This is a genomic window from Candidatus Leptofilum sp., from assembly GCF_965223525.1.
Taxonomy (GTDB): domain Bacteria; phylum Chloroflexota; class Anaerolineae; order Promineifilales; family Promineifilaceae; genus Leptofilum.
In genome coordinates, this window is record NZ_OZ245005.1 from 1,282,280 (window position 1) to 1,300,252 (window position 17,973).

At 54.5% G+C, this 17,973-nt stretch carries 19 protein-coding genes, 1 other RNA gene and 1 riboswitch; of the genes, 8 read left to right on the forward strand and 12 right to left on the reverse strand.

The window, feature by feature from the left end; all coding sequences use genetic code 11:
* Window positions 1-17 precede the first annotated feature (17 nt).
* Together ACOQPM_RS22610 and ACOQPM_RS22615 are read right to left on the reverse strand one after the other, a co-directional pair.
* Window positions 18-1,082: an iron chelate uptake ABC transporter family permease subunit gene (locus ACOQPM_RS22610; RefSeq protein WP_420630655.1), complete on the reverse strand. Its 1,065-nt coding sequence runs from the start codon at window positions 1,080-1,082 to the stop codon at window positions 18-20.
* Window positions 1,083-1,139: 57 nt separating this feature from the next.
* Window positions 1,140-2,432: an ABC transporter substrate-binding protein gene (locus ACOQPM_RS22615; RefSeq protein WP_420630656.1), complete on the reverse strand. Its 1,293-nt coding sequence runs from the start codon at window positions 2,430-2,432 to the stop codon at window positions 1,140-1,142.
* Between the two features lie 174 nt (window positions 2,433-2,606).
* A riboswitch (cobalamin riboswitch) is annotated at window positions 2,607-2,835 on the reverse strand.
* Window positions 2,836-2,989: 154 nt separating this feature from the next.
* Between ACOQPM_RS22615 and ACOQPM_RS22620 the strand changes: the two genes are divergently transcribed.
* Both ACOQPM_RS22620 and ACOQPM_RS22625 read left to right on the forward strand, forming a co-directional pair.
* On the forward strand, window positions 2,990-3,901 hold the full coding sequence (locus ACOQPM_RS22620; RefSeq protein ID WP_420630657.1) for an alpha/beta hydrolase: 912 nt from the start codon (window positions 2,990-2,992) through the stop codon (window positions 3,899-3,901).
* Between the two features lie 3 nt (window positions 3,902-3,904).
* Window positions 3,905-4,468, forward strand: a complete 564-nt coding sequence (locus tag ACOQPM_RS22625; RefSeq protein WP_420630658.1) for a DUF3267 domain-containing protein — start codon at window positions 3,905-3,907, stop codon at window positions 4,466-4,468.
* Between the two features lie 12 nt (window positions 4,469-4,480).
* Here the strand turns inward: ACOQPM_RS22625 and ACOQPM_RS22630 are convergent, their stop codons facing one another.
* The 3 genes from ACOQPM_RS22630 to ACOQPM_RS22640 form a co-directional block, all read right to left on the reverse strand.
* On the reverse strand, window positions 4,481-5,098 hold the full coding sequence (locus ACOQPM_RS22630; RefSeq protein WP_420630659.1) for a GAF domain-containing protein: 618 nt from the start codon (window positions 5,096-5,098) through the stop codon (window positions 4,481-4,483).
* Between the two features lie 255 nt (window positions 5,099-5,353).
* Window positions 5,354-5,995 carry a deoxynucleoside kinase gene (locus tag ACOQPM_RS22635; RefSeq protein ID WP_420630660.1) on the reverse strand — a complete coding sequence of 214 codons (642 nt, stop codon included), beginning with the start codon at window positions 5,993-5,995 and terminating at the stop codon, window positions 5,354-5,356.
* Window positions 5,996-6,166 carry a hypothetical protein gene (locus ACOQPM_RS22640; RefSeq protein WP_420630661.1) on the reverse strand — a complete coding sequence of 57 codons (171 nt, stop codon included), beginning with the start codon at window positions 6,164-6,166 and terminating at the stop codon, window positions 5,996-5,998. It abuts the gene before it with no gap.
* 79 nt (window positions 6,167-6,245) lie between these two features.
* Here ACOQPM_RS22640 and ACOQPM_RS22645 point away from each other — a divergent pair, with 79 nt between their 5' ends.
* From ACOQPM_RS22645 to ACOQPM_RS22670, 6 genes are all read left to right on the forward strand, one after another.
* On the forward strand, window positions 6,246-8,885 hold the full coding sequence (locus ACOQPM_RS22645) for a LuxR C-terminal-related transcriptional regulator (RefSeq protein ID WP_420630662.1): 2,640 nt from the start codon (window positions 6,246-6,248) through the stop codon (window positions 8,883-8,885).
* Between the two features lie 94 nt (window positions 8,886-8,979).
* A complete protein-coding gene (locus ACOQPM_RS22650) occupies window positions 8,980-9,405 on the forward strand; it encodes a hypothetical protein (RefSeq protein ID WP_420630663.1) in 426 nt (141 codons plus the stop codon).
* A gap of 246 nt (window positions 9,406-9,651) precedes the next feature.
* The gene (locus tag ACOQPM_RS22655) at window positions 9,652-9,867 is read left to right on the forward strand and encodes a hypothetical protein (RefSeq protein ID WP_420630664.1); all 216 of its coding nucleotides are present in this window, start codon (window positions 9,652-9,654) and stop codon (window positions 9,865-9,867) included.
* Window positions 9,868-9,938: 71 nt separating this feature from the next.
* Window positions 9,939-10,793, forward strand: coding sequence for an ATP-binding cassette domain-containing protein (locus ACOQPM_RS22660; protein ID WP_420630665.1), 855 nt, complete (start codon window positions 9,939-9,941; stop codon window positions 10,791-10,793).
* The gene (locus ACOQPM_RS22665) at window positions 10,790-11,488 is read left to right on the forward strand and encodes an ABC transporter permease (protein ID WP_420630666.1); all 699 of its coding nucleotides are present in this window, start codon (window positions 10,790-10,792) and stop codon (window positions 11,486-11,488) included. Before ACOQPM_RS22660 ends, ACOQPM_RS22665 begins: the two co-directional genes overlap by 4 nt.
* A 118-nt stretch (window positions 11,489-11,606) precedes the next feature.
* Window positions 11,607-12,344 carry a hypothetical protein gene (locus tag ACOQPM_RS22670; protein ID WP_420630667.1) on the forward strand — a complete coding sequence of 246 codons (738 nt, stop codon included), beginning with the start codon at window positions 11,607-11,609 and terminating at the stop codon, window positions 12,342-12,344.
* A gap of 115 nt (window positions 12,345-12,459) precedes the next feature.
* On the opposite strand, the gene add is transcribed toward ACOQPM_RS22670, so the two are convergent.
* The 7 genes from add to ACOQPM_RS22705 all read right to left on the reverse strand — a co-directional run bounded on the left by add (window position 12,460) and on the right by ACOQPM_RS22705 (window position 17,964).
* On the reverse strand, window positions 12,460-13,533 hold the full coding sequence (gene add, locus ACOQPM_RS22675; protein WP_420630668.1) for an adenosine deaminase: 1,074 nt from the start codon (window positions 13,531-13,533) through the stop codon (window positions 12,460-12,462).
* Window positions 13,530-14,390 (reverse strand): 16S rRNA (adenine(1518)-N(6)/adenine(1519)-N(6))-dimethyltransferase RsmA, encoded by an 861-nt coding sequence (gene rsmA / locus ACOQPM_RS22680; protein WP_420630669.1) that lies wholly within the window; start codon window positions 14,388-14,390, stop codon window positions 13,530-13,532. Before rsmA ends, add begins: the two co-directional genes overlap by 4 nt.
* Before the next feature lie 15 nt (window positions 14,391-14,405).
* Window positions 14,406-15,869 (reverse strand): ubiquitin-like domain-containing protein, encoded by a 1,464-nt coding sequence (locus ACOQPM_RS22685; protein WP_420630670.1) that lies wholly within the window; start codon window positions 15,867-15,869, stop codon window positions 14,406-14,408.
* 52 nt (window positions 15,870-15,921) lie between these two features.
* An RNA gene (gene ffs / locus ACOQPM_RS22690) (signal recognition particle sRNA small type) lies at window positions 15,922-16,020 on the reverse strand.
* Between the two features lie 254 nt (window positions 16,021-16,274).
* A complete protein-coding gene (locus ACOQPM_RS22695; protein ID WP_420630671.1) occupies window positions 16,275-16,502 on the reverse strand; it encodes a TlpA family protein disulfide reductase in 228 nt (75 codons plus the stop codon).
* Between the two features lie 15 nt (window positions 16,503-16,517).
* Window positions 16,518-16,691: a hypothetical protein gene (locus tag ACOQPM_RS22700; protein ID WP_420630672.1), complete on the reverse strand. Its 174-nt coding sequence runs from the start codon at window positions 16,689-16,691 to the stop codon at window positions 16,518-16,520.
* Between the two features lie 61 nt (window positions 16,692-16,752).
* Window positions 16,753-17,964 carry a DUF7133 domain-containing protein gene (locus tag ACOQPM_RS22705; protein WP_420630673.1) on the reverse strand — a complete coding sequence of 404 codons (1,212 nt, stop codon included), beginning with the start codon at window positions 17,962-17,964 and terminating at the stop codon, window positions 16,753-16,755.
* Window positions 17,965-17,973: the final 9 nt, after the last annotated feature.

Here is a 17,973-nt window from a genome sequence, read left to right on the forward strand (position 1 = left end):
AAATCTGTGGCTAATTTTTACCCTGCGAAGGACGAGCGCAGATTGCGCTGCCGCAAAATGACCCAGGTGACCACCGGCGCACCAATCAGCGCAGTAACAGCATTAAGTGGCAGGGTGGTTTGGCTACCCGGTAGCTGCGCCAGCAAATCGGCCAGCAGCGCCACAATGCCGCCCAGCAAAATGGTGGCTGGAATGAGCAGCCGGTGGTTCGAGGTGCTAAACAGGCTGCGGCACAGGTGCGGCACGGCCACGCCTACAAAACCAATTGGCCCACAAAAAGCTGTGATTGCCCCGGCCATCAGCGACGCGCTGACCAAAACCGTGAAGCGGGCACGCCGCACAGACAGCCCCAGGCTTTGCGCGTAGGTTTCGCCCAGCAGCAGCGCATTGAGCGGCTTGGCAGACAGCCAGGCGATGATCAAGCCCAGCAGCACCGCTGGTGCCATCACCTGCATCTGCCGCCAGGTGACGCCACCAAAGCTGCCAAAGGTCCAGGCGATATACGCCTGAATGCGCTCGGCGATGCTAAAGTAAAGCAGCACGCTTACCAGGGCGCTGGTGGCATAGCCAAACATCAGTCCGAGGATGAGTAGGGTCATCGTTTCTACGCGGCGAGCTACCGCTAGCACCAAAAAGAGCACCAGTCCCGCACCTAGGCTAGCGGCCACCACAATGCCAAAATCGCTCAGAAGCCCCAGCCCGGCCAGCAAGGTGCTGCCCGTACCCACGGCCAACACCACCAAGGCCACGCCCAGGCTGGCGCCAGAGTTGATGCCCAGCACAAATGGCCCTGCCAACGGATTGCGGAACATGGTTTGCATTTGCAAGCCACTTACGCTTAGGGCTGATCCGGCGAGGACGGCCGTTACCGCCTTAGGCAACCGAAATTTGAGCACAATCGTGGTCCAGGTTTCCCGTTCGGCCGCGCCGCCCAGCAAAATCCGCAAGATTTCATCGAGCGGAATGCGTACCGAACCAACAAACAAACTCAGCAAAAATGCACCCAGCAAAGCCAGCAGCAGCAGGCTCATGGCCCAGTGCTGCCGGTTTTTGGGGGATATGGCCGTTGGATCGTGACGCATACAAAATCCATACACTGTCGGTAGGGGGCAGGTCTTAGGCCTGCCCCTACAAATGAATTACTCTACCAATCGGTAATACACAAATTCGTGGTCTGGCAAAAGCTCAGGATGGAATATCTTGATCAAATCAGCCAGAACCCAGTGCGGATTGGCAGCGGCACTCTCGAAAAAGTCATTGCCGCCAAATTCGTTGGTACGTAAATCGTAGTTGTACACGGTGCCATTTTGGAAGGCAGCAAAATCGGCAAATCGCGCATCGGTGGTTTCTAAATCTGCCAACGAAGAGACAAAACCAAGGTTGATCCAGTAAGTGCCGTCAGCTGCCTGGTCAAAGACTGATTCAAAATCAAGGAATAGCGTGCTGGTAGATTCATCCGCTCCCCAGAGGTAGTTAGCGCCAGCGTTGTTGAGCAGCAGTGCCGTGTAGCTTTGGCCGCCGGGCATGTACCAGGTGCCTTCAAAGGGGGTGTTGGTAAACACAGACGGCCGTTCTTCCACGTTAGCAGTTAAGGCAGCTAACGCTTCATATTCCACCGCCACTTCATCAAACCAGGTGTCGGCTTGGGCTTCTTCATTGTAGAAAACGGCGATGAATTTGCCCCACTCGGCGCGACCCAGGGGCGTGACATCCAGATAGTCGGCATTGAGCACCACCGTCAGCCCCACTTCCTGCAGTTTGGGATGGGTGTCAAAGTCAGCCGAGCCGCTGGCGGAGGTCATGATGACGTGTGGTTCTAGTGCCAGAGCTGCTTCCACATCTACCGTTGCACCGCTGCCAAGCTCTACCAACTCGCCTGCGGCGTATTTTTCTTGCACGGTGGGGTTGTAGGCGTAGCTGGCAAAATCTACGCCAACCAGGCTGTCTAGCAAGCCAAACTGTTCCAAATGGGGCAGGTAGGTGGTGGACATGGAGACAAAGCTGCTGATGGGCACGTCTAGCATCACGGCATCGTCATAGCCAGGGGGATTGGGCGTGCCGCACTGCACCAGCACATACGTAGCGGAATCTTCTGCGCCCAGCCAGGGGGCAGCAACGGTAACAACTTTGTAGTTGTTGAAATATTCAATGATGAACCCGTCGGCGTGGGAAACGGCCGTTTTCTCTGGAAAATAGTCCACTGTTTCATCATAATTTTCCACGCAGCCATCAGTGAGATTGCTGGTAGGGGCTTCAACCATCGGTTCTTCGGTTGATTCCTGTTCTGGTTCTGCCGTTGCTTCTTCGGCTGTACTTGGCTCTTCTGCTGTGGTTGTGTTGTCGGCAGGCGCTTCGCTAGCCGTGCCGCCGCAAGCTGCTAGCAGCAACATCGCCAGCAAAAGCAGTAAAATAAGGGGATTGAACTTTTTCATCTGTTGTCTCCTTTTGGAAAAATGATCTTCTCAGGCACAAGGCAAGCGGCCAGACTCATTACTGTTTTGTGACTTTGACGAACCGGAGGACAACAAAAAAGCTCACCCAGAGGTGAGCTAGTAATGTTGCAATGGCAAAAATCCATAATCACTCGCTTACCTTTGTCCACGAAGGTTACGAGCAAGAAAACAGGCAGGTATTCGGACTTGGTAATTGTAAATTGTGAATAATTAGCCGTTAATTGTTAACTATTCACAATTTACAATTACGTTACCGTTGCGGGACAGTGCCGGACTCCCTGTTTAAATATTATAAACAGGCCACCGGGCTTCCCCTTCACAGCATATTGCTATGTGCGCCGCGCATCCGGGCGTTAGGCGCACCTGAGTTCGTTGCTGGTAGATTGTTAATAGTTTGCCGAGTTGAGCAAACTTGCGCGTATCATACAGTGCATGGATGCTGGCGTCAATGCACCAGAAAGCAGATTTTTCTCTAATTCCACATTCCAATAGTCTCCAGATCGGTCTTTTGGCGCAGATTGGGATAGAATCTCCTGGTGAGTGATGGTTTTCCTGTAGAGTTGCTGTTTGTTGTTCCCCTGCTGATTTTTTACTATTTCTTTCGGCCATATTATGCTGCCTATCTTTTTGTACGCCCCCCGCGCATGAAGATTGCTTACTTCACGCCAACCAATTTAGGGGTTACTTACGAAGATGTGGTGCTGACCAGCCAGGACGGGGTGAAGCTGGCGGGTTGGTATATCCCCTCGCGCAATCAAGCGGCCGTTATTTTGCTGCATGGTCACAGTGGCAACCGACTGGGGGTGGTTCACCAGGCAGAAGCGTTGCTGCAAGCCGGGTACGGCATCCTCATGTACGATTTGCGGGCACACGGCAGCAGCGGCGGGCGGCGTTTTGCCAGGGGCCAATCCAGCGTGGATGATGTGTTGGCGGCCGTTGCTTACCTGAGTAAACGCCCCGATGTGCAGCCAGGAGGCATCGGCGCGATGGGGGTTTCTGTGGGAGGAATGTTTGCACTACAGGCGGCAGCCCAAACGGTAGCGATTCGCGCCGTGGGTGGGGAAGGCACCAGCCCGGCTGTTTTGGCTGATGTTCCCGCACCAACTGCCTGGTGGCGGCAGTTTGCTTATAGGCAGCAGAAATTGTATATGCGCTTTATTTTGCGCTTTGCCCGACAAAAATCATTGCCGTCTAATGCGGCGGCGGCAGCACGTTTGGGGCAACGGCCGTTGCTACTCATCGCAACCGGTGCTGGGGACGAAGCGAAGATGCTGCAAAATTTGGCGGATAAGGTGGAAACGGCCGTCTTTTGGCAAATTCCCGAAGCACGACACGGTCAAGGGTGGCACACCCGCCAGAATGAATACAATCATCGGCTAGTTGCTTTTTTTAATGAAGCACTGTCTCGTCAGGAACAAACTCAAAGTGTGCCGCCAGAAGAAGAATAATCCATGTCTGAAGAGCCAGAAAAAGATGTCGCTTACGATGCCACCGTACCTATGAACTGGGCCAATTTGATGGCTCTTTTGATGCTGCCATTGGCCTTTCTGTTCTTTTGGCTGCCCTATTGGGCAATTTGGCATGTCTGGCCTTTCGCTGCGTTCTTTGATGGTTCGTTAGGGGGCATTAGCACGTTGATTGTGGTATTAGTGGTGAGCGTGGTTGTGCATGAACTGCTGCACGCGGCGGGCTTTTGGCTGGTGGGAGGCGTCCCGTGGCGGCGCATCAAGTTTGGCGTTAGCTGGCAAGGGTTTGCGCCATACGCCCATTGCCGCGATCCGCTGCAAACGACTGCTTACCGCATTTCTGTCGCGTTGCCTGGTTTGTTTTTGGGGGTGCTGCCAGGCTTCGCTGGCGTGGCGGTGCAGCAGCCGCTGCTAGTGATGTGGGCAACGTTAATGTTGCTGGCGGCTGGGGGGGATGCGGCCGTACTGTGGGCAGTGCGCGGTGTGCCTAGCCGAGCCAAAGTGCAGGATCATCCCACGCAAGTTGGTTGCCAGGTGCTGGCCGAGTAAATGCAGCAGCGGTTACTCTTCGCTTAGCAAAACGCTTTCGGCGCGGGCAATTGCAGCCGCAGCTAGCTGTGCGACCACATTGAGCATAAGCAAATCGGGATTAGTGAACTCTTTGCGGTTGCTTTTGTTGAGTGCCTGAATAACGCCCAAAACCCGACCAGAGAAAACAATTGGCACACAGACCAGCGAGCGTGTTTTGAAATGGAACGCTTGGTCCACGCGGGAAGAGAAGCGGGGGTCTGATTGCACATTGGGCACCACAACAGATTCGGCATGTTGGGCAACCCAGCCAGCAATGCCCATGCCCAGCGGAATGCGATGCCCCACAAGTCGCGTGCGTACCGCGCCGTGTACCACCACAAAAGAGAGTTCTTCTGTTTCTTCATCTACCAGCAGCAGGGAACCATCTTCTGCTTGAATACTGTCTAGTGCCGCCTGCAAGATTTGATCTAGCAGGACAAGAATGTCGGTTTCTGGGTGGATGGAGAGAGCCATCTGGTTCAGATTGCCCAAATTGCGTAAGATGAGGCGCAGGCGCACAATTTCTTGCTGCAGCTGCTCATTTTCTTTTTGAAGGCGGATATTTTCTTGTTGGATAAAATGGGCTGTGCCGCGAATTTCCGTGCTCATTTTGACCTCCGAATACTACGCTGTGGTCGCCGACACGGGGAGTCGGACGGTATTGGTCGTTTCACAGCATCGTTTGCCTTGCTCACTTCTGGCCAACCTTAGGACACAATAACTTGTTGCAAAGTATAGCATGGACCTCAGACTGTGTCATACCCGCGCAGGCGGTATCTATCCTGACCGCCAGAGGGGGTTCCCGCATTCGCGGGAATGACAATTGAAAAATGCAAACATAGTGTGTCACATCTAGGCAGGGAGTTAATCTGGGAAGACGACACTTTCCTGGCCAGACAGCTTGTCCTGAATACGCTGTACCACAATGTCTAGATGCTTTGGCTTATTAACGAAATCCAAATCCTGGCTAGGAATCATCAGCACGGGGCAAATATCGAATGAGCGTAGCCAGTCGTCGTAGAAGGTGTCTAGCAGGCTGAGGTAATCGGCGGTGATGCCGCTTTCCATAGCGCGGCCACGCTGCTGAATGCGCTCTAGCAGCACAGGCACAGGTGCTTTTAAATAAAGCAGCAAATCTGGTTTGGGTAGGCCATTAACCACCAAATCGAAGGCGCGGCGGTAAGCATGGTAATCGCGCTCACTGAGGTTGCCCATGTGGTGCAAGGCGCGGGCAAAGATGAAGGCATCTTCAAAAATGCTGCGGTCAGCAATGGCCGATTCTGGGCTGTGGGCGAGTTGCAAATATTGCTCGGCGCGGTGGCCGATGTAGAACACTTGCAAATGGAAGGCCCATTGCCGCATGTCGGCATAAAAATCGGACAAGTATGGATTGTCTATGACGGATTCATAGGCGGTGCGCCAGCCTAGGCGGTCACCGATGCGCTCGGTGAGTGTGGTTTTGCCAGCCCCAATGTTGCCTGCGACGATAACGAGATGTTTACTCATTTAGATAACCCAGGTTCCCAAAATTAGCAGACTGGCAGCTAAAAGCATCAAATAATAGGCCAAATCGCTTAGAATCGGAACGCCTAGAAAGAAGCCAGCCAAACTCAGTAAAAATAAAACAACGGTGACGTTCCAGACGGCGCGTCGGGGGCGGTGCAATTTAATCTTCACGTTTACCTCCATTTTGGGGGCGATTATCTGGCAAATGAGGTGTTGTGCCAAACACGGCCGTCCTGCCTATAATTGCGCTATGTCTGAAACTGGGGTTTTGCTGCACACGAAGCTGTTTATGCCGTCGCTACGGCCGTTTCTCATCCCACGCCCCCATCTTGTAAAAAAACTCAACGACCAACTATGGCTGGCTGGCCGTTTCTTGCGACCTCTCACGCTCATCTCTGCGCCCGCTGGCTTCGGCAAAACCTCACTGGCAGTGGCTTGGCTGGCCCAGCTACCTGCCGGACTGCCGCCAGAATCTGTTGCCTGGCTGTCGCTGGATGAGGCAGACAACGACCCGGCGCGTTTTGCCGCCTACTGGCTGGCAGCGGTGCAGCAAGTGGCTCCTGCGCTGGGTGACGGACTGCTGGCCAGCTTGCCCACGCCGCTGGCGACGCTCCAGCCGTTGGCAACTCAACTGCTAAACCAGCTTGCCCGCCAGAAACAGCCGTTGCTGCTCGTTCTGGATGATTTTCATTTGATTACCAACGATTTGGTGCAAGCGGCCATTGCCCTTTTTGTGGAGCATTTGCCACCCAACACCCACTTGTTGCTTACCAGTCGCGAAGACCCACCGCTGCCGCTGCCCCGCCTCCGGGCGCAACGTCAACTGGTAGAGTTGCGCCAGCGAGAGCTGCAATTTTCTGCCGAAGAAACGGCCGCTTTTTTGCGCCAAACGATGCAGGTAAAGTTGCCAGAAACGGCCGTTTCTACCCTCAATCGCCGTACCGAGGGCTGGGCAGCGGGCTTGCAGCTGGCTGCGCTGGCGTTGGTAAGCGTTGCCGCTGAGGAAGAAGCGTTGGCGGCACGGCTGGCGGATTTTGGTGGCAGCAATCGGTACGTGCTGGACTATTTTATGGCGGAAGTGCTTCAGCAGCAGCCAGATGATCGCCGCACATTTTTGCAGGAAACGGCCGTGCTCAACCGCTTTACCCCCGACCTGGCAGATGCCGTCACTGGGCGAGACGACAGTGCCGACTTGCTGCGCCAACTAGAGCAGGCCAATCTATTTTTGATTCCGCTGGACGGCCGTCGTCGCTGGTACCGCTACCACCGCCTCTTTGCCGATTTGCTTCGTACAGAACTGCCGGAGGCGGCGCAGGCGACCATCCAAAGCCGCGCTGCCTGCTGGTTGGCAGAACAAGATTTTCTGCCAGAAGCCATTGGCTACGCCCTGGCCGCTGATGATTTTGACCTGGCGGCTAAATTTATTAAGCAGGCGGCTCCGGCAGCATTTAAGCAGGGAGAGTTGACTACGCTGCACGCCTGGCTCGCTGCGCTGCCTGCCACCCAGGTGGCGGCAGATGCGGAACTGGCGGCCAACGCGGGTTGGCTGCACTGGCTGATGGGGCAGGGCGACGAGGCGACGCGCTATGCCGCGCTGGCGGCTCAGGCGGGCGGGGGCGCTTTGCCCCGCTTGCTGTCCTTGCAGGCTTGTTTGACCCTGACCCAAACTGCCAGCCAAACGGCCGTTGCCCAGGTGCAGGCCGTGCTTGATCAGCTAGATGCGTCTGAGCAATTTTTCCGCAACATGGTGTTGCTCATTTTGGCAGAAGCGCAAAATACCCAGGGGGATGTGGCTGGCTCGGTGGCGACGCTGCATCAGGCAGTGGCAGCAGGTCGCGCCAGCCACGATCCGTTTATGACGGTGGGGGCAACGGTGAATTTGGCACAAGCGTTGAACGCGCAGGCTCTCCGGCGCGAAGCGGAGCGGCTGTGCCGTGATTTGATTGCTGAGCTGCAGGGCAGTCAGTCGCCGCCGCCGATGATTGGGCTGGCGTTGGCAATGTTGGGGGAGCTGGTTTACCAGAAAAATGAATTGGTTGAGGCCGAGCAACTCATTCAGCAGGGCATTATGGCTGTTGAGCCGCTGGCACTGCTGGGGGCGGATATTTCGGCGCAGTTGGCTTTGGCGCGGCTGCGGCAGGCGCAAGGAGCAGGAGCGGAAGCGCGCCACATTTTGGCCGAGGTGCAGCAGCGGCTGCGCCAGGCTCGGTTTGATGCCTACACGCCGATGCTGGCGGCGGTGGAGGCAGAGCTTTTGCTGCGGCAGGGGGCGGTTGAACCGGTGGAACGATGGGCGGAAACGGCCGTTGCTACGCTCAACAAGGTCAACATTTATCAGCAGGAATTGGATTTGTTGGTGCTGGCGCGGCTGCGGCTGACGCAGAGCCAACCGGCAGAGGCCCTGGATTTTCTAGAACAGCTTACCCGACGGGTGCGGCAAACCGGGCGCAAGTTGGTGCAGATGCACGGGGCATTGCTGCAAGCACAGGTGCATCATCAGCTTGGGCAAGAGGAGCAGGCAGAGGTGGCTTTGGTGACGGCTGTTCGCCTGGCGGCCCCCGAAAATTACCGACGGCTGTTTTTGGACGAAGGCGAGCGCCTCATTGCCTTGCTCCCCACGGTGCGCCAGGTGGCTCCCAACTTTGTAGATGCCGTTTTGGCGGAATTTGGGCAGGGCCATGCAACCCAGCCGCTGCTGGAGCCATTGAGTGAACGAGAGTTGGAGGTGTTGCGGTTGGTGGCAGACGGCCGTTCCAATCGGGAAATTGCTGAGCAACTGTTTGTGACGGTGGGGACGGTGAAAAAGCATCTCAACAATGTGTTCGGCAAGCTGGGCGTGGCACGCCGCACTGAAGCAGTGGCAAAGGCTCGGGCGTTGGATCTGCTATAAAATTAAAAGTTACGCACCGCTTTAGAAGTTCAACTTTTTCAAAAAGTTGGACTTCTTCCGTCGTGAGATTTACCTTTCAAATAAAAGGATTTCGATGAAAAATTTGTTTCGTTTTAACTTGATTTGGCTGCCAATCCTGCTGGTGCTGTTCACTGGTGTTGGCTGTGGTGCCGGGAGCAATGCGCCTGACCCTACACAACCGGAAACGGCCGTAGAATCGGAAGAATCTGAATATATTTTAGGCAAGTGGGAAGTGAATGACGGTATTTTTGGCCACAAGATTTTCGATTTTCAGGCGGACGGCCGTTTGCAAATTGATGACGTTGAGACTGGTGAAATCATCGAGATGCGCTATCAGTTTGTGACCGACACCTCGTTATTGTTGACAGGCTATGACGAATTCAGCGGCTCGGCAACGATTGCTTTTTTCGCTGACAAGATGGATTTAACGATCACTTTGGATGGCAATATCTTTGCCGAACTGTACGTCTTTACGCGGGTGCCCGAAGGCGTCAGATAATTTTTACCCCGAATCAACCCCCAAAATTCACCTTTGGATGAATGACGGCCGTAGGTGAACGGCCGTATCATATTCCCATCTTCACGCTCAAGAAGATAATGAAACCTCATTGTGTAGGGCGAATTTCGTTTTGCATGACGTGGCAAAAGCCACAATCAAAAATTGGACGCAGATAAACGCGGATGAACGCAGATTTTTTCATAATTCATCCTTCACAATTCATAAATTTTTACTGGAGAAACCATTGTGATTGTCACCGATGTTGTCAGATACCAAATTCGGGTGCGGGGGCGGCTGGATGGTGTCAGATTGGCGCGGTATGCGGCCGTATCGGTGTGTTATGTAAACAATGAGACGGTGATTACGGCCGTGTTGGCTGACCAAAGCGCCCTCTACGGCTTCCTCAACCGCCTGCGCGATTTGGGCGTGACGCTCCTCTCTGTGCAACTTGAAGAAAATTAGCCACGGATTGCAGGATTTTACGGATTAAAAATCTGCGTAAATCCGCGAAATCCGCGGCAAAGGGAAAAATCATGATTCGTGTAGCCAATTTGAGTTTTACCTATGCTGGCAGCCAGAAAACGGCCGTTCGCAACCTCAACTTCCGCGTAGCCAAAGGCGAAATCTTTGGCTTCCTGGGGCCTAGCGGCGCGGGTAAATCCACCACGCAAAAGATTTTGAACGGGCTGCTGCGCGGGTTTGCAGGGGAGGTAACGGTGCTGGAACGGCCGTTAACCAGTTGGGGCTCCGATTATTACGAACAGATTGGCGTCTCCTTCGAACTGCCCAACCATTACCTAAAGCTCACCGCCACTGAAAACCTCACCTACTACGCGGCACTGTATGAAGCAGAAACGCGCTCGCCAGAAGAACTTTTGGCGCTGGTGGGGCTGGAAAATGACGGCGATTTGCTGGTGGGACAATATTCCAAAGGGATGAAAAATCGCCTCAGCGTGGCGCGGGCGCTGCTGCACAGCCCACAGCTTCTCTTTTTGGATGAGCCCACAGCCGGATTAGACCCGGTGAATGCGCGGCGCATCAAGGAGCTAATCCGGCAGCAGCAGGCGGCTGGCACCACGATTTTCCTGACCACCCACGACATGAACGTGGCCGGTGAGCTGTGTGACCGGGTGGCGTTCATTGTGGAAGGCGAAATCAAGCTGATTGACGCGCCGGATGCGCTGCGCTTGCAGTACGGCCGTCCGCAGGTGCAGGTTGGGTTTCAGCAAAATGGGCATGTGGCTCAGGCAGAGTTTGCGCTGGCAGGGCTGGCCGAGAACGGCCGTTTCCAGCAGTTGCTGCGTGAGGGCAGCATCAAAACGATGCACACGCAGGAGGCGACGCTCGAAGAGATTTTCATCGAGGTCACCGGGAGGCAGTTGGCATGACACGTTTGCAAACGGCCGTGCGCTGGGAGATGCGCTTGCAATTCCGGCACGGTTTTTACTACGCGGCGGCGTTCATCGCCGTCATCATGACAATTGTGCTGTGGCAATTTCCCCGTGCTGAACTGCCAACTATTTTGCCCCTGTTTGTGCTGGGCAACATGACCATCGGCACATTTTACTTTTTGGCTGGGTTGGTTTTGCTGGAAAAGGGGGATGGCGTGCTGGAAGGGCTCATCGTCTCGCCGCTGCGCCAAAGCGAATATTTGGCCGCAAAGGTGATTAGCCTGACTTTGTTGACGCTAATGGAGAATGTGGTGATTGTAACGGCCGTTTACGGTCTCAACTATAACCTTCTGCTGCTCCTGCTGGGTTTGGGGCTGATGGCCAGCTTCAACGTGCTGTTTGGCTTTATTGCCGTGGCCCGCTACGACAGCATCAACCGCTTCCTCATGCCCTCCGTACTTATAACGATGGCCCTGACGCTGCCGCTGCTGGATTATCTGGGGCTGTGGCACTCGCCGCTGCTTTACCTGCATCCGGTGCAGGCCACGCTGCTGCTGCTCAAGGGAGCGTTCCAGCCCATTGCTGGTTGGCAAATGGTGTACGGCGTGCTGTACGCGGCGCTGTGGATTGGCTTGCTGTTCAAATTTAGCCAGCGCATCTTTTATCGGTTTATTATTGTGAAGCAAGCGTGATCGTGATTTAAACCTGTCAGGTTTACGAAGTAGATTGCTCGAGGAGTAGCTGTGTTAGGCAAAACTTTTTGCAAACAAGGTAGCTCCAAAACCTGACAGGTTTTTAGGAGATGTGGTTATGAAAGGAACGGCCGTATTCAAAGCCCTCGGCCCCATTGATGTGCGAAACGTGGGACGCGATGAGATGCTGCGCTGGATGGTTTTTATCCCTCTGCTGCTTGCTCTGCTGGCACGCTTTGGTTGGCCCTGGCTGGTGACTGAACTACAAGCACACGCCCAGTTCGATTTGTCGCCTTACGTGGTGATGCTGATGAGCTATCTGGTGATTGGTGCGCCCGCCGTGTTTGGCGTTGTTATTGGCTTTTTACTGCTAGACGAGCGGGACGAGGGCAGCCTGATTGCCCTGCAAGTAACCCCGCTTTCACTAAACAACTACATGGCTTACCGTCTGGGAATGCCTGTTTTGCTGACTGTGCTGCTTTTAATCATTTCCCTGCCGCTCGCGGGGGTGACGCGTTTTGCCTTTTGGGAACTGCTGCTGTTGGGCTTTGTCGCCGCGCCATTGGCTCCGCTGCTGGCCATTTTTATGGCAGCATTTGCCAACAACAAAGTGCAAGGCTTTGCCCTGATGAAAGGCGCAGGCATCTTTTTTGTGGTGCCGTTTGCAGCCTACTTTATTGGGGGAAATTGGCAGTGGCTGTTTGGATTGCTGCCCACTTATTGGCCGCCCAAGCTCTACTGGATGATCGAAGCGGGTGAATCAGGTATTTGGCCAGTGGCGCTGGTGGGGTTTGTTTACCAACTGCTGTGGATTTTCGCCCTCAACCGCCGCTTTAACCGCATTTTGCATCAATGATTTGACACGCATTTGAGATTAATCGCTGCTAAAAAAGCGGAACACGGAGTTTCACGGAGAAAGCGCAGAGACTCACAGAGAAAAAGAGACTGTTTACTGATTACGGATGACTGACCTACCGATTCTCACGCACCCAGGCGTCAAATTCACGCAGCAGGCGTTCTTTCACTTCTGTTTCCACACCAGCGGCGATGAAGGCGTTGCGGGCGATGCGGGCTAATCCAGCGGTGCTGTAGCCAAACTCGCGGGCGAGGATATTGTATTCTTCCACTAGATTGGTGTTGAATTGCGGTGGGTCGTCGCTGTTGATGGTGATAAACAGGCCGCGATCATCTAGCTGACGGACGGGGTGGGCAGCTAGGCTGGGGAATATGTTTAGGCAAATGTTGCTGGTGATATTCACTTCTAAGGGGATTTGCTGTACTTTGAGGGTGGCTAGCAACGCAGGGTCTTCGATGGCGCGTACGCCGTGCCCAATGCGGTCTGCCTGTAAAGCCCTAAGGCTGCCCCAGATGCTTTCTGGCCCCACTGTTTCCCCGGCGTGGGGCACGCTGAGTAAGCCAGCCGCTTTTGCTTTTTCAAAGGCGTGGGCGAAGCGTTCGGGCGGGTAGCCTACTTCATAGCCTCCTAAACCAAAGCCCACGACGCCCCCACTTTTCTTGCCTTCCAGGGCGTATGCTAATGTTTTTTCGGCGGGGGTAGGGTTGTAGCTGCCGTCTTCATTGTCGGTGAGGTTGCGGGCAACATCAAACACCCAGCGCATCTCCACACCGAACGCTTCTTTGGCTTTGACACGGCCGTTTTCCAGCCCCCGGTACAGTTCAGCAAAATCTAGCCCTTTGTTTTGGTAATCTGTGTGAGTGTAGGGGGTAACGGTGATTTCGCGGTAGCGGATATTCTGCGCGGCCATGTCGGCCCCGTTTTCGTACACAATCAGGGCAAAATCATCGGCCGAACGGATTAAATCCTGAATGGTGAGATAAATTTCTACGAAGTGGGGGAAGTCAGTAAACGTAAACCAGCGACGCAGACCTTCTTCGGTGTCGCTGGGCAGGGTGCCGACTTTGTTGTGCCTTTTGGCCAGCTCCAGCACGGTTTTGGGTTGGATAGAGCCTTCCAGGTGAATGTGAATCTCCGCCTTGGGCATCTGCTGGATAAAGTTGGTCAATTTGTCGGAGAGTTGAGTCATAAATTTAGGGTTTGGTAAATGGCGAGCCATTCGGTTAAGGTTAGCGTTTCGGCGCGACGACGGCCGTCTACTTCTGCGGCCTGTAACAGAGCCGAAACCTCGTCTTGATTATACCCCAATTGGCGCAGATTGTTTTTTAACTGTTTCCGTTTTTGACTGAAACCGGCCTTCACAATTGTGAAGAATTTCTTTTCTTCGGCAAAGGGGATCTGTGGTTCTGGGAACAAGGTCAGGCGCAGTACGGCCGAATCCACATCGGGGCGGGGCCAAAAAGCGCCTGCTTTAATGGTGCTAATCAGTTCTGGCGTGCCGTAAAGCTGGGTGCTGATGGCAAGCAGGCTCATTTTTGGGGGAACGGCCGTTATCCGCTCGGCCACCTCTTTTTGCACGGTCATGACGACGCTGGCTGGTTTTTGTTTGGCAGAAAGCAGATGGCGCAAAATGGCTCCGGTGATGTAGTACGGGACATTGGCTACCACTTTGTAAGGTTGGTCAAACAGGGCATCCAGATTTTGCTCTAAAATGTCGCCATGAATGATGTGGACATTCTCAAAGTAGGCCAGTTCGGTTTGCAGGATGGGTAGGAAGCGCTGGTCTAGCTCAACGGCCGTTACGGAAGCGGCCGTTCGCGCCAGAAACCGCGTTAGGCTACCCAGCCCCGGCCCTATCTCCAGCACTGGCTCAAAAGGTGTCAGCTCTGCTGCCTCCACAATCCGCGCCAGCACGTTTTCATCGAACAAAAAGTTTTGCCCCAGGCTCTTTTTTGGCTCAATTTGGTAGCGGGTGAGGAGTTGTTTGGGGTGCATGGTGAGTAACTGAGTAATTGGTAATTGAGCGACCACTAAAAAATCACCCAATTACTAATCACATGTCTATGGCAGTGCCGTCGGTAGCAAGTAGTTAATATCTTCTGGTGGCGGCACGGGAGTAAGATAATACACATCCACATAGCCAGACCAGGCGACGTACTCATCTTCATCGTAGCCCAGATCGATCCAACGGCCGCGCACGCCGCCGCCTGTATCCCCCGCAAACCCCACGCCATAGCCGGGCACGTACACCTCAGAGCGGAAAGGCACCACGCTGCGATCTATGGCCACAATGCCGGTGCCAGCAGGCAGGCCGCTGGCAGTGATGCCATATTGCGGATGGTCTGGCGGCTTGCCGGAACTGGCGGCCGTGTACGACGTGACGCGCATCCGCACCACACGCCAATATTCCAGCGGGCCTTGCGGCGTGTTCACCGTGCGGATGGTGATCTTTGTGCCGTAGCCGATAACCTGATTGACCGGCTGCTGGGCGACCCATTCACCATCTACCGTTTGGCTCACTTCCACGCCATTTTCATAGCGCACCCGCACCCGCTGCCGCAAAATACCGGGCTGGCCGACGCTAACGACGGCCGTTGTGTCCAAATCTAGCTGGTCAGACGCTTGCCACAGGGTTTGGTAGGGAATCGGTTCATCCACCAGGCGAAAATCTTCCGTCACGCGGATCACCTGGATGGTGTCGTTGGCTTTCAGCGGCGTGTCTGGGCCAGGGACGGTGTAATCGAACCCCACCAGGCCAATACCTGCCTCGGCCAGCACGTCTAAAACGTTGCTGTGGTGGCTGCGAATTTGGGTGATACGGCCGTCCACAGAAATAGTTAGCGGGAAGGAGCGGCGTACCTGGATGCTCATGTTGGGCTGCAGCCATGCGCCCAAGGGCGGCTCCACGCCGTCGCTACCGTACACGTCAATGCCCGCTTCTGCCAATGCCTCGCCAACGGTTTGAACGGCCGTGCGGAGCGTTTGCTGGTTTGCGCCATCTAAAATGGTGACGGTGACAAAACGGCCGATTTCCAGCGTTTGGGGCAGGGGCGTTTGGTCTAGCATGGCAAAAGAAACGGGCTGATCATCAGCAATAAGCTGATCGGTGCGCTGGGGCAGCAGCCCAAATTCGGCCAAAAATGCGCCCAGGGTGGGCTGGCGCGTCCAGTAGGTTTGCGTGCCTGCTTCAGAACGGACAGTAATTGGCTGGGCGCGGATAATTTGGATGGCGGTTTGGGAAACGGCCGTTTCTTCCAAACTTGGCAGTACCAAATCTTCCGGACGAATTTCCAGCCCGACGGCAGCTAGGACTTCACTGACTGTGGCGTGCCGTCCAGTAACTGTTTGTGGCGGTTGGTCATCTATGTAGATGGTGTAGGTTTCTTGCGTGGCAGCATATCCGGCCGCAATGACACCGCCCAACGCCAGCAAAATTACCAGCCCAACAAGTAACCGTTTTCCGCCTGTCAAAAAAGCACCCATCATAAAAAAAGAGATTGGAGGGCGACCATTGTGAATCTCCAATCTCTAATCTCCAAATTATGCACATAATCATAATTATGTACATGAGACCGATGACCACCAGGTGATCCTGGGCACCCGAAAGTGTTGCCTTAGCGCTGCTTCCTTCCGGACCTGACGCGGTTCGACAGCTTTCGCCGCCAGGGACCCAATGATCACCGGTCTCATGCACACAAATTTTTAACCAACAGTCGGGATCGTAACAAATCTGTTGGGGAAGGGCAAACTCATCGGTTTGGCGGTTCATTCTGCCAAAATTTATATAAAATAGGACTTATCTAGTCGCTCTGGCCGGTTTCCTAACCGAGCCAGGCAGGTGGCACGGCTGCACATGTATGTGCCGACGCCGGCCACAGCTCGCAAATTGCGGAAGACCAATAAAAATGAACCGCCAAACAGTTAGAAATGCTAATTTTCCAAAACAGTGGCGAAGGTTTGTTCAAAGAAGGCGGCGTCCGTGTAGCCAAGCCACTCTTCGATCACATCACCGTTTGCATCAATCAACAAAAAGTGGGGCTGGTAGCGGAAGCCATACTGCTGCTTTAGCTCGGCAGATTCCGGATCATCAATGTTGACGGGTACAAATTCAATTTGCGTGCCATATTCAGTTGCTAGCTCATTCACGATGGGCTTCATTCGTTGGCAGGTCGGTCACCAGTCTGCATAAAATTCAATGAGCTGCGGTTTAGCCGCCACAGATTGCACATCGGCTTCGTTTTCTGTGGCGGTGTTTGGCTGTGCGGGCACGGCCGTTTCTGCCCCACCACATCCCACCGCCAGCAAAAGCAGCAAGAGCGTTCCTAATAAACTCAAAATTCTTCGCATAATCATCTCCTTTGAAAATTATGAATTAGGAAGGATGAATTATGAAATACTTGACAACTTGTCAATTCCCATAACTAATCCTGTAAATCACACTATTTAGATAATCTCCTACGTAAATAGCACCGTCTGGCCCTATGATGAGCGGCAGCGGGCGAGCCTCTGGCCATTGGGCAAACCAGCTTACGCTGCCTTCATAGCTTTCGCCGGATGGCGAAAGCTGCACACGGACAATGCCTGTGGGGACGCCATCGGTTAAAAATGTGCCAAAGATAGCAACGAAGGCGTCGTTTTGGTATTCAGCGGGGAATTGGTTGGCGGCGTAAAAGTCCAGCCCGTTGGCAGAGGCGTGGGGATCGAAGAAGGCAACGGCCGTTTCTGTCCCGACACAATCATCCCCTTCGCCATCATTCCAGCAGCCCGGCCAGCCATAATCACTGCCCACGATGATGTGGTTTAGCTCTTCCAATGGATTGCCCAGGCCGAGATCGTCACGGCCGTTGTCGGTGGCAAACAGATCGCCTGTGACGGGATGGAAGGCCAAGTCGTAGGGGTTTCGCAGGCCAGTGGCGATGATTTCGCTCTCGCCTGTATCTACGTTGAAGCGCATGATGGTGGCACTGCGGCTGTCGGCCTCAACGCAGACATCGCAGGTGGAGCCAACGCCCATGTACAGCCAGCCATCGGCCCCAAATTTGAGGTTGTCGTTTTGATGCAGCCCGGTGGGGATGCCGCTGACAACTGTTTCGCGCAGGTCAGCCACATCATCCCCGTTTTCGTCGCGCAGCAGGGTGATTTGGCCGTTGCTGCTTACATAGACGTCGTTGGTGCTGGGGCGCAGGGTGATGCCCAGCGGGATGTTAAAGCCGCTGGCGAATAGCTGGTCGCTGTCGGAACGGCCGTCACCATCTAAATCGGCCAAAATATGCACCGTACCATCAAAGGAGGTAACAAACAGCCGCCCAGAGGCATCAAAGGTGAGACCTGTCGGGCGGTAAATGTCGGCAAATTTGATGAAGCTGAAGCCGGGCGGCACGGTTGCGCCGGGTATATCAATGATGCTAACGGGGGTGGGGGCTGGTTCGGTGGGTACGGCCGTATCCGTCACGGTTGGTTCTGGCGGTAAGTTTGTGGCGGGAACGACTGTGCCTTCTGCAATGGTGCTGCGGGTTGGTGTGGGGTTGGGAACGGCCGTGAGGGTCGGTGGCGCTTCGCCAGTTTCGCTATTGGAGCAGGCAGCCACCGTCAGCAAAAAGGCCAAGAAAAAAATGGTCAATCGAATGTG